The organism is Type-D symbiont of Plautia stali (assembly GCF_001485335.1).
Classification (GTDB): domain Bacteria; phylum Pseudomonadota; class Gammaproteobacteria; order Enterobacterales; family Enterobacteriaceae; genus Pantoea; species Pantoea vagans_C.
This window is the reverse complement of record NZ_BBOC01000053.1, coordinates 1-11,310: the sequence shown is the minus strand read 5'-3', so window position 1 is coordinate 11,310 and position 11,310 is coordinate 1. Positions and strand designations below refer to the sequence as shown.

General features: G+C 52.7%; 12 protein-coding genes and 1 other RNA gene. 4 read left to right on the top strand and 9 right to left on the bottom strand.

Annotated elements, in window-relative coordinates; translation table 11 throughout:
• Nucleotides 1–19: 19 nt before the first annotated feature.
• The 6 genes from crr to cysZ all read right to left on the bottom strand — a co-directional run bounded on the left by crr (nt 20) and on the right by cysZ (nt 4,967).
• The gene (gene crr / locus PSSD_RS16665) at nt 20–523 is read right to left on the bottom strand and encodes a PTS glucose transporter subunit IIA (protein ID WP_034825872.1); all 504 of its coding nucleotides are present in this window, start codon (nt 521–523) and stop codon (nt 20–22) included.
• Nucleotides 524–565: 42 nt separating this feature from the next.
• Nucleotides 566–2,293 carry a phosphoenolpyruvate-protein phosphotransferase PtsI gene (gene ptsI, locus PSSD_RS16660; protein WP_058972995.1) on the bottom strand — a complete coding sequence of 576 codons (1,728 nt, stop codon included), beginning with the start codon at nt 2,291–2,293 and terminating at the stop codon, nt 566–568.
• Between the two features lie 159 nt (nt 2,294–2,452).
• Nucleotides 2,453–2,710 (bottom strand): phosphocarrier protein Hpr, encoded by a 258-nt coding sequence (gene ptsH / locus PSSD_RS16655; protein ID WP_007889063.1) that lies wholly within the window; start codon nt 2,708–2,710, stop codon nt 2,453–2,455.
• Nucleotides 2,711–2,774: 64 nt separating this feature from the next.
• Nucleotides 2,775–3,077: a hypothetical protein gene (locus PSSD_RS28150; protein WP_231568844.1), complete on the bottom strand. Its 303-nt coding sequence runs from the start codon at nt 3,075–3,077 to the stop codon at nt 2,775–2,777.
• A 19-nt stretch (nt 3,078–3,096) separates the two neighbouring features.
• Nucleotides 3,097–4,068 carry a cysteine synthase A gene (gene cysK / locus PSSD_RS16645; RefSeq protein WP_058972994.1) on the bottom strand — a complete coding sequence of 324 codons (972 nt, stop codon included), beginning with the start codon at nt 4,066–4,068 and terminating at the stop codon, nt 3,097–3,099.
• Between the two features lie 140 nt (nt 4,069–4,208).
• On the bottom strand, nt 4,209–4,967 hold the full coding sequence (gene cysZ / locus PSSD_RS16640) for a sulfate transporter CysZ (RefSeq protein ID WP_058972993.1): 759 nt from the start codon (nt 4,965–4,967) through the stop codon (nt 4,209–4,211).
• Between the two features lie 218 nt (nt 4,968–5,185).
• On the opposite strand from cysZ, the gene zipA reads away from it, so the two are divergent.
• From zipA to PSSD_RS16625, 3 genes are all read left to right on the top strand, one after another.
• On the top strand, nt 5,186–6,172 hold the full coding sequence (gene zipA, locus PSSD_RS16635; protein ID WP_058972992.1) for a cell division protein ZipA: 987 nt from the start codon (nt 5,186–5,188) through the stop codon (nt 6,170–6,172).
• Between the two features lie 187 nt (nt 6,173–6,359).
• Nucleotides 6,360–8,375, top strand: coding sequence for an NAD-dependent DNA ligase LigA (ligA, locus tag PSSD_RS16630; RefSeq protein ID WP_058972991.1), 2,016 nt, complete (start codon nt 6,360–6,362; stop codon nt 8,373–8,375).
• 1 nt (nt 8,376) lies between these two features.
• Nucleotides 8,377–8,595, top strand: a complete 219-nt coding sequence (locus PSSD_RS16625; RefSeq protein WP_058972990.1) for a DUF3820 family protein — start codon at nt 8,377–8,379, stop codon at nt 8,593–8,595.
• 30 nt (nt 8,596–8,625) lie between these two features.
• Here the strand turns inward: PSSD_RS16625 and PSSD_RS16620 are convergent, their stop codons facing one another.
• Nucleotides 8,626–9,627 carry a bile acid:sodium symporter family protein gene (locus tag PSSD_RS16620; RefSeq protein WP_058972989.1) on the bottom strand — a complete coding sequence of 334 codons (1,002 nt, stop codon included), beginning with the start codon at nt 9,625–9,627 and terminating at the stop codon, nt 8,626–8,628.
• Between the two features lie 100 nt (nt 9,628–9,727).
• Between PSSD_RS16620 and PSSD_RS16615 the strand changes: the two genes are divergently transcribed.
• On the top strand, nt 9,728–10,648 hold the full coding sequence (locus PSSD_RS16615) for a LysR family transcriptional regulator (protein ID WP_058972988.1): 921 nt from the start codon (nt 9,728–9,730) through the stop codon (nt 10,646–10,648).
• On the opposite strand, the gene PSSD_RS16610 is transcribed toward PSSD_RS16615, so the two are convergent.
• Nucleotides 10,645–10,995 (bottom strand): FlxA-like family protein, encoded by a 351-nt coding sequence (locus PSSD_RS16610; protein ID WP_039329661.1) that lies wholly within the window; start codon nt 10,993–10,995, stop codon nt 10,645–10,647. The two genes, PSSD_RS16615 and PSSD_RS16610, sit on opposite strands and share 4 nt — an antisense overlap.
• Nucleotides 10,996–11,143: 148 nt before the next feature.
• A non-coding RNA gene (locus PSSD_RS26230) (RtT sRNA) lies at nt 11,144–11,280 on the bottom strand.
• Nucleotides 11,281–11,310 lie beyond the last annotated feature (30 nt).

Sequence of the window (11,310 nt, the reverse complement as noted above, 5' to 3'; positions counted from 1 at the left end):
TTTATGATGCAAGCGCTGCTTACTTCTTAATGCGGATAACCGGGGTTTCACCCACAGTCACCTGACCGGAGAGTTTGATCAGGTCTTTGATCTCGTCCATGTTCGAAATCACAACCGGCGTCAGCGTGGATTTTGCCTTCTCTTCCAGCAGTGGCAGATCAAACTCGATCACCACATCGCCTTTTTTCACTTTCTGGCCTTCTTCAGCGATGCGTTTGAAACCTTCACCTTTCAGTTCAACCGTATCGATACCGAAGTGGACAAACAGCTCAATGCCATTGTCAGATTCGATGGAAAAAGCGTGGTTGGTTTCGAAAATCTTACCGATGGTACCGTCAACCGGTGCAACCATTTTGTTGCCTGTCGGTTTAATGGCGATACCGTCACCCACGATTTTCTCAGCAAAAACCACATCAGGAACGTCTTCGATATTCACGATTTCGCCTGACAGAGGCGCAACGATATCAATAGTCCCTGACGCGCTCTCTGATTTTTCGCCAAAAAGTTTAGAAAACAAACCCATGATCTTCTCCTAAGCAGTAATTTGGGGCCAGCATCTCGTGGATCAGCAGAGCGTTTTTTCTTTAATGAACTTGTTCACCAGGTTCATCAAATCTTCCGCTGTGGGTTGAGCCAGAGCCTGCTCCGCCAATGCCTTCGCATCTTCGAAATTGGTATTACGAATAATCTTCTTGATGCTCGGGATTGAAATGGCACTCATGCTGAATTCGTCCAGCCCCATTCCCAGTAACAGTAGTGTAGCACGTTCATCACCCGCCAGCTCACCACACATGCCGGTCCATTTCCCTTCGGCATGTGACGCGTCGATCACTTGCTTAATGAGGCCGAGTACGGATGGCGTCATTGGGTTATAGAGGTGTGAAATCAAATCATTACCACGATCGACCGCCAGAGTATACTGCGTCAGGTCATTTGTCCCAATACTAAAGAAGTCGACTTCTTTCGCCAGATGGCGAGCAATCACCGCTGAAGCCGGTGTTTCCACCATAATGCCCACTTCAATGGACTCATCAAAGGACTTGCCTTCTTCACGCAGCTGCGTTTTCAGCATTTCCAGCTCGGCCTTCAGCGCACGCACTTCTTCCACCGAAATAATCATCGGGAACATGATGCGCAGTTTGCCGAAGGAAGAGGCACGCAGAATAGCGCGCAGCTGAGCGTGCAGGATCTCTTTACGGTCCATCGCGATACGAATCGCGCGCCAGCCGAGGAACGGGTTGTCCTCTTTTGGCAGGTTCATGTACGGCAGATCTTTATCACCGCCGATGTCCATAGTACGCACGATTACGGCCTGAGAACCCATGGCTTCAGCAACGGCTTTGTAAGCCTGGAACTGCTCTTCTTCGGTTGGCAGTGAGTCACGGTCCATAAACAGGAACTCGGTACGATACAGGCCCACGCCTTCCGCGCCGTTGCGCTCTGCACCAGCGACATCACGTACGGTACCAATGTTGGCACACACTTCAACCTGATGACCATCCAGCGTGATAGCAGGCAGGTCTTTCAGCTTAGCCAGTTCATGTTTTTCTGACAGATACTGGGTTTGAATCGCTTTCAGTTCTTCTTGTTCAGCATCAGTAGGATTCACGTAAATTTTATTGTTTACGCCATCCAGAATCAGGAAATCACCGTTTTTAATTTGCGTGGTGACATTACCGGTGCCGACAATCGCTGGGATCTCCAGAGAACGCGCCATGATGGAGGTGTGAGAGGTACGTCCACCGATATCGGTAATAAAGCCCAGCACCTTCTTCAGGTTTAGCTGTGCGGTTTCTGACGGCGTTAAATCTTTCGCCACCAGAATAGATTCTTCTGCGATAGCACCCAGATCAACAATGTGCAGACCGAGGATGTTTTGCAGCAGACGCTTACCGATGTCACGTACGTCAGCCGCACGTTCCTTCAGGTATTCGTCGTCGAGTTCTTCCAGTGCTTTGGCCTGGCCATCAATGACAGAGTACGCTGCAGCGTCAGCCGTGGCGTGATCTTTCTTAATCAGGTCGATGATTTCTTGCTCAAGCTCTTCGTCTTCGAGCAGCATGATATGACCTTCAAAGATCGCCGCTTTCTCTTCGCCGAGGGTTTCACCGGCTTTGACACGGATAGCTTCAAGCTGAACTGCCGCTTTGCCGCGACCATCAAGGAAGCGTTGAACTTCTTGCTCAACCTGGTCGTCAGTAATTTTTTTACGGCTGATGACGATCTCATCTTCCTTCAGCAGAAGTGCTTTGCCGAAAGCGATACCCGGTGATGCTAAAATGCCTGAAATCATAACCCTACCTTTTAATCACGATGGCTCATTGACCCAATGCGTTGCCACTGTCACGGACCAGTACTCTAAGGAAGCAAGAACGCGGACAGGTTGTCCGCGATCAAGATTTTTGCACTCAATGGGGCAAAGGAGTCGGTTTAATTGCTTACCTGAGCGGAATTACTCCAGCTCAGCCATCAGTTTCACCAGGTGCTCAACCGCTTGCTGCTCGTCTTCACCTTCAGCAGACAGCGTAACAACCGTACCCTGAGTCAGACCCAGAGTCTGCAGTTTGAACAGGCTTTTCGCGCTGGCAGATTTGCCATTAGAGGTCACAGTGATTTCTGACTGGAAAGCCTTAGCTTCTTTAACGAACTGAGCTGCAGGACGGGTATGAAGGCCGTTAGGTGCGGTAATGGTAACTTCTTGCTGGAACATTCTATTTCCCCAACTTTATCAGGTTTGGTGTTATGGATCTAAAGTCTAGCCTGGAGCCGCTACTTTAGCCTGTGTAGGTGCGCTGGTGTGGCATTAAGCTGACCAAAAAATGCGCTTCATAATGTGCGTCTTTCGGAGACAGATCAAAAACTGCGCGAATTCGGCACTCCGTTAAGTATGCCGTGAATCGCCGTTTAGCCAAATCAGTAAATCGATTCAGCTTGATCCACTTCAAAGCCAGATTAATTTCAGGCACCGAAATAATTGGGAGCTTAAATACCAGAGCCGCGACATTGAAATCAATCTGCCTGGTGGTAAAAGTGAGATCTACACCACAAAAAAGCACCCGATTGGGTGCTTTTTCCATCAATTTAAGACTTTGGCGGTTACTGCTGCAGCTCTTTTTCAGTGAACAGATCGGCGAACAATGCAGTGCTAAGGTAGCGCTCTCCAGAAGAGGGCAGGATAACCACAATGTTCTTGTTAGCGAAGGCTTCGTCTTCCTGCAATTTCAACGCGGCAGCCACGGCAGCACCTGATGAGATACCGGCCAGAATGCCTTCTTCTTCCATCAACTGACGCGCAGTGCTGATCGCTTCTTCGTTGGTAATCGCCACCACACGGTCAACCAGTTTCAGGTCGAGGTTGCCCGGAATGAAACCGGCACCGATGCCCTGAATCTTGTGAGGACCGGGTTTGATCTCTTCACCTGCCAGCGCTTGCGCGATAACCGGTGAGTCTGTTGGCTCAACCGCCACCGTAATCAGCTCTTTCTTGCCTTTGGTATTTTTAATGTAGCGGCTTACGCCAGTCAGCGTGCCGCCGGTGCCCACACCCGCGATAAACACATCGACTTCGCCGTCTGTGTCTTCCCAGATTTCTGGGCCGGTGGTTTTCTCGTGGATTTCCGGGTTTGCTGGGTTGCTGAACTGCTGCAACAGCACAAATTTGTCTGGGTCGCTGGCGACGATCTCTTCCGCTTTGGCGATGGCCCCTTTCATGCCTTTCGCGCCTTCCGTCAGCACCAGATTGGCGCCCAGGGCTTTAAGCAGCTTACGGCGTTCAACCGACATGGTCTCTGGCATGGTCAGGGTTAATTTATAACCGCGTGCCGCCGCAACGTAGGCCAGCGCAATACCGGTGTTACCGCTGGTGGGTTCAACCAGCTCAACCCCCGGTTTAAGAATGCCGCGTTTTTCCGCGTCCCAAATCATATTGGCACCGATACGGCATTTGACGCTGAAGCTCGGGTTACGCGACTCGACCTTCGCCAGAATGCGGCCGTTACCGATGCGGTTCAGTCGAACCAGCGGCGTATGACCAATTGTCAGAGAGTTGTCTTCATAGATCTTACTCATAGCTCGTCCTTAACTGTATGAAATATTGGGAACCCTCAGAGCATACCTTTTCTTCCCGTACGCGGAAGGAAAGAAATCGTATATCTATATAGCCCACAACCATAAGCCTTACGCAAAAATGCATAAGGCTTTTTGAAGCTTTAATGACGTGCGTGTTGCATACGATAACGGTCAACCCACATCGCTGTGGCGCCACATACCGCCACCGGCATGATGGCCAGATTCAGAATTGGAATCATGGTAAACAGGCTCACCATCGCACCGAACTGCATATTGGCGGTCTTATGCTGACGCAATGCACTGCGCATCTGGTGGAAACTCACTTTGTGGTTGTCAAACGGATAATCGCAATACTGTATCGACAACATCCAGGCGCTGAACAAAAACCATAAGACCGGGGTGACGGTTTGTCCAAATCCAGGGACAAAATAGAGCAGCAGCAAGCCGAGTGCACGCGGCAGGTAGTAGCCCAGCTTTTGTAATTCGCGCTTCATAATGCGCGGGATATCTTTGAACATCGCCATCCAGCCACTGTCTGGCAGCGGTTTGCCGGTCAGGCGTCCTTCCAGCTGCTCTGCCAACAGCCCGCAGAAGGGAGCGGCAATCCAGTTGGCCAGGGTGGAGAAGAAGTAACTAAACACCAGCACAATCGAGATAACCGACAGCGGCCAAAGTAAATAACTCAGCCACTGCAACCAGTCTGGTACGTGGGACAACACGGCAGGGATCCATTGGCCCAGACGTTGAAACAGCCAGATAAAGGCGCCGCCCAGCAGCACGATGTTAACCAGCAGCGGGATAATAACGTAACGGCGAATGCCAGGCAGGCGAACCAACTTCCAGCCTTCGGCAAAGTAATGAATACCATTAAATGATGAGGGTAAGTTCTCTGCGGGCATAGCGAGCCATTCTCCTTGTGTGTGGCGGCGCGCACATCATAACCTGGCTTTTTGTCGGCGGCAGGGGCACATTGCGCGAAAAAACAGCAAAAAAGCGTGGGGCAGCTATCTTATTTGTCAGAAAATACTGCACAGACTTGCACTTGTGTAGCTGGGCAAATACAGTTAGAGGATAAAGTTTGCCGTGGTGGCAAGGTATTGGAACAACAGAGAATACAATGATGCAGGATTTGCGTCTGATATTAATCGTTGTTGGCGCGATCGCCATAATAGCGCTGCTACTTCACGGACTGTGGACCAGCCGTAAAGAGCGCTCTTCCGTGTTTCGTGATCGCCCGCACAAACGTCTGAAACAACGCGATGAAGCCGATGAAGATCTGCTGAGCGACGAAGATGATGGCGTCGGCGAAGTTCGTGTGAGCCGTCATCGTGACGCCCATGAAGAGCCTGAATTTGACGCGCCTGTGACTAAACCTGTCAGCGTGCCGCGTGCGCCTGAACCTGTGCGTCAGCCGTTCCCACGTCATGAAGCGCCATTAATGGGCGATCCACTGCTGGATGATGAGCCAGCCGTGCGTCAACCTGCACCGCAAGCGCCTGTACCACCCGTAGCGAGACCTGCGCCTGCGCCACAACCTCAGCCAGTGCAGGCCGATCCTTTGCTGGATAATGAGCCACTGTCTGCAACCCAGCCTGCGCCTGAATTCCAGGCTGCGGAAGAACCTGAATTTGAAGAAGAAGCACCGGTGGTGCAGGAACAGCCGGCGCAGCCTGCTGCCTCTTCACAAAGAAAAAATGAAGCGGTGCTGGTACTGCACGTGGCCGCGCACACCGGTGGTGAACTGAACGGCGAAGCGCTGTTGCAGGGTATTCTGCAAGCGGGCTTCCAGTTTGGAGAAATGAACATTTTCCATCGCCATCTCAGCCCAGCAGGCAGCGGACCTGTGCTGTTTAGCCTGGCGAATATGGTCAAGCCGGGCTCATTTAACCCGGACACCATGGGCGATTTCACTACGCCGGGCATCTCCATCTTTATGATGGTGCCGTCTTACGGTGATGCCAACCAGAACTTCAAGCTGATGCTGCAGTCAGCACAGCGTATCGCTGATGATGTGGGTGGTGTGGTGCTGGATGATGAGCGCCGTATGATGACGCCACAGAAGCTGGAAACCTACAAAGCACGCATTCGCGAAGTCATTGGTTGATAACTCATTAACAGATTTCCAAAAGACTTTGCGCTGTGGCAAGGCGGCAAACGCATGAATCTCCAGGAGCTTACATCAGTAAGTGACTGGAGTGAGTAAGAGCAGCCAACGCAGCCATAGCGTAAAGGATGAAGGAAATAACTAAACCCCCGCATGTCGGGGGTTTTTTATCTCGCAGGGCAAAATTATGAAATCGGTTCAGGAGCAGATCACCGCACTGCGTACCTCGTTACGTCACCATGAGTACCTCTATCACGTGATGGATGCACCGGAAATTCCGGATGCAGAATATGATCGATTAATGCAGCAGTTGCGCGAACTGGAAGCGGCGAACCCCGATCTCATCACGCCCGATTCCCCCTCTCAGCGCGTAGGCGCGGCACCGTTGGCTGCTTTCGAACAGGTTCGCCACGAAGTGCCCATGCTGTCACTCGACAACACCTTTGATGAAGCCGGATTCCTTGCCTTCAATAAACGCGTCCAGGATCGCCTGAAAAGCAGCGATGATTTGACCTACTGCTGCGAACTCAAGCTGGATGGCCTGGCGGTTAGCCTGCTGTATGAGGATGGCCTGCTGGTACGCGCAGCCACGCGCGGTGATGGCACCACCGGTGAGAACATCACCGTCAATGTGCGTACTATTCATGCTATCCCGCTGCGTTTGCACGGCGACAACATTCCTGCACGCGTTGAAGTGCGTGGGGAAGTGTTTATGACGGAAGTGGGCTTTGAAAAGCTCAATGAAGAAGCCCGTCGTACGGGAGCGAAAGTGTTCGCCAACCCGCGCAATGCCGCAGCGGGCTCATTGCGCCAGCTCGATCCACGCATCACGGCGAAACGCCCGTTGACCTTCTTCTGCTACGGTTTTGGCCTGCTGGAAGGCGGTGAAATGCCTGCCAGCCATTGGCAGCGCCTGCAACAGTTTAAAGCCTGGGGGTTACCGGTCAGTGACCGTATTCGTCTGGCTCATACCGCCGAAGAGGTGCTGGCATTCTATCGCCAGGTGGAGCAAGACCGTCCATCACTCGGTTTTGATATTGATGGTGTGGTGATCAAGGTGGATTCCCAGGCCTTGCAGGAGCAGCTCGGTTTTGTCGCGCGTGCGCCACGCTGGGCCGTGGCCTTTAAATTCCCCGCGCAGGAGCAGATGACCTTCGTGCGCGATGTTGAATTCCAGGTTGGCCGTACGGGTGCCATCACCCCCGTGGCACGTCTGGAGCCGGTGCAGGTGGCTGGCGTGGTGGTGAGTAATGCCACACTGCACAACGCTGATGAAATCGCGCGTTTGGGCTTGCGCATCGGCGACAAAGTCGTGATTCGCCGCGCGGGCGATGTGATTCCGCAGGTGGTGAATGTGGTGGAATCTGAACGTCCTGAAGACACGCGTGAAATCGTCTTCCCGAGCCATTGCCCGGTCTGTGGATCGGATGTGGAGCGCGTCGAAGGGGAAGCCGTCACGCGTTGTACCGGTGGCCTGATTTGCGGTGCGCAGCGTAAAGAGGCGCTCAAGCACTTTGTCTCTCGCCGTGCGATGGACGTTGACGGCATGGGCGACAAAATCATCGATCAGCTCGTGGAAAAAGAGTACGTCCAGACGCCGGCCGATCTGTTCCGTCTTACCGCTGGCAAGCTCACCGGGCTGGATCGCATGGGACCAAAGTCGGCGCAAAACATCGTGGATGCGCTGGAAAAGGCTAAGCTCACCACCTTGCCTCGATTTCTCTATGCACTCGGCATCCGTGAGGTTGGGGAAGCCACCGCCGCTAATCTGGCCAATCATTTTGGTGAGCTGGATAAAGTGATGAATGCCGATCTCGAGGCTCTGATTGCCGTGCAGGATGTGGGCAAAGTGGTTGCTGCACATGTGCGTAATTTTATGGATGAAGAGAGCAATCGCGAGGTGATCCGCGAACTGACTGAGATTGGGGTGCACTGGCCTCAGCCAGAAGTGGTGAACGCGGCAGAGATCGACAGTCCGTTTGCCGGTAAAACCGTGGTACTGACCGGCTCGCTGTCGCAGATGAATCGTGACGATGCTAAGGCACGTCTGGCGGCGCTCGGTGCGAAAGTCAGCGGCAGCGTATCGAAGAAAACGGATTTACTGATCGCCGGAGAAGCCGCAGGTTCGAAACTGGCAAAAGCACAGGAGCTCGGTATTCCGGTGATTGACGAAGCGGAAATGATTCGCCTGTTGGGAGCCTGACGTGGATAAATTTCAGCTGGTTGATATCGCCAATACCGCGATGCCGTTTGGTAAATACAAAGGCCGGATGCTGATTGATGTGCCGGAAGAGTATCTACTGTGGTTTGCGCGTAAAAACGAGTTTCCCGCAGGTCGGTTGGGCGATCTCATGCAGCTGACGCTGACGATTAAAATTGAGGGGTTGCAGGAGCTAGTGAAACCTCTCAAACGCAGCGAATAACAAAACGGCCCGCATTTGCGGGCCGTTTGCTTAGGATTTTTGCGCTTCCACTTGCTGCTGCGCCAGCCGCTTCTCATTGCCTGCCTTGTAGCGTTGGGCAATAAAGGAACACACCATCAACTGCACCTGATGGAAGATCATCAGCGGCAGTACGATAATCCCCACCGAACTGGCCGGGAACAGAATGTTGGCCATCGGTACACCATTAGCCAAACTTTTCTTCGAACCACAGAACAGCACCACGATTTCATCAGCCCGGCTGAAACCAAACAGACGCGAAGCCCCAAGGTTAATTGCCAGCGCGACAAACAGAATCACCACGCTGCCCACCAGAATCCACAGCAGCGTATCCACGCCCACGCGATGCCAGATGCCGTTCACAACCGCTTCACTGAAGGCGGAATAGACCACCAGCAGGATTGAAGTCTGGTCAGTTTTGCCAATCAGGCTGCGATGCTTCTCTATCCAGCCGCCAATCCAGCGACGAGACAAGTGACCAATCACGAACGGCACTAACAGTTGCAGCATGATTTTGCCAATCTGTTCGAGACCATTACTCGGCGCATCGCTGTGCACATTCATCACCAGATTGACCAGCAGCGGCGAAACAAATACGCCGAGCAAACTGGAAGCCGATGCTGCACAGACCGCAGCGGCGACGTTACCGCCCGCCATGGAGGTGAAGGCAATGGCTGACTGAACAGTCGCGGGCAGAATACACAGATAGATGAAGCCGGTGTAAATCTCCGCACCAACGTTAACTGGATGCCACCACACCAGCAGCAAACCCAGAATCGGGAATACCACAAAGGTGCTGCACATAATCCACAGATGCAAACGCCAGTGGCTACTGCCTGCAATGATTTTTTCGCGAGATAACTTGGCACCGTGCATAAAGAACAGCAGGGCGATGGCGGCGGTGGTCAGATACTCAAAGAAATCAACAAAACCGCCTTTGGCCGGGAAGAAGCTTGCCAGCAGCACGGTGATGATGAGCTTGACCATCATTGGGTCGAGTCGTAAAAATCCCATTGTTACAATCCGGTTAATAATAAAAATGATGGTGCTGATTGTGCGCTACTCGGGTTTAGAAATAAAATTGATTTATTGCATTAATCTATGAGCGATATCGATGAATTACACCTTACGTCAGCTACGCACCTTTGTTGCGGTGGCACAGCAGGGGAGCTTTAGCCAGGCAGGACAGGCCATTGGCCTCAGCCAGTCTGCGGTGAGCCACAGTATTAAAGAGCTTGAAGCCGAAATGGGGGTGCGATTACTCGATCGTACCACGCGAGAGGTAATGCTGACGGAAGCGGGGCACCAACTGGCATCACGCCTTGAGCGGCTGTTGGAAGAGTTAAACACCACGGTGTTGGATGTGCGCAGCTATGGGGAGCAGCGCAGCGGCACGGTGCGGGTGGCCGCGAGTCAAACCCCTTCGGCAAACCTGATGCCGCAATGTTTAGCGGGCAGTCAGCAACGTTATCCGGATATTCGTGTGATTTTGCACGACCGCGCGCAGCAATCGGTGCTACAGAGCGTACGTAATGCGGAAGTCGATTTTGGTATTGTTATCGGACCGCTGGCGGAAGCCGATTTTGATGCCGAAGATATTTTGCAAGAGCCGTTTTTACTGTTGTGCCACCAGGACGATGTGCTGGCGCAGGTGGAGCAAGCCGAGTGGGCGATGTTAGCGGGGCGCAATCTGGTGTTACAGGATTATGCTTCCGGCAGTCGCTTACTGGTGGATGCGGCTTTGCAGCAGTTATCAATAAAGGTTCAGGTGGTGCAGGAGATTGGTCACCCCGCCACGTTGTTTCCGATGGTGGAGGCGGGAATAGGCATCAGTATTTTGCCAGCGTTAGCGCTGCCACTGCCTTCAGGGCGCAAACTTGCAGTACGTCGACTCTATCCAGAAATCAATCGTCATCTGATGTTGATTAAACGAAAAAATCGGTCTTTGACCCCGGCCGCCGAAGCCATCTGGCAGGAGGTGCGCCAACAGGCAAGCCTGCTGGCGCAACAACGCGCACTCAAACCGGCGTTTTAGACGTAAACGTTGATTTGGTTGGTATCGGTCGGACGATTAATGCCATCGGCTTTCGGTGCGCTGGTGGCACTGGCCGCCGTCGGCTGCTGCGCTTCTTGCTTCTGCTGCGCTTTTTCTGCCTGCTGCTGCTCAATTTGCGCTATCTGCGCTTCTACCATTGCAATCTGTGATTCCAGCATTTGCTGTTCTTCAGATTTCTGTTCATCCGTGAGGGTATCGTCATCTGCAAGATCTTTAACCTGTTGAGTCAGGCTTTGGATCTGTTTGTTCAGGCTGGCGATTTGTGAGGTGGAACCTCCACCACTGCTTGCGCTACTGATGCTGCTTACACTTGAGATAGTCGACATGGTTTACTCCTTGCAATAGACCATTATCGTTATCGGCACAGGTGGGAACAGCCTTGAGCACGCAAAGCGTTAAGCCAGTGAAAAGGTTTTGTGAGGATGGGATATTTTACGCATAGCAAAAAGGCGCCTTTAGGGCGCCTTTCTACATTGGTGGGTCGTGCAGGATATGCCTCGGCCCGTCCGGGGCCTCGCCCTTCGGGTGATGCTGGCGCATCAGCCTGAATTGCTCCGGGCAATTCAGTCGAACCTGCCGCAGGTTCTCATCCTGCACTTTTTCTGCATAGCAAAAAGGCGCCTTTAGGGCGCCTTTCTACA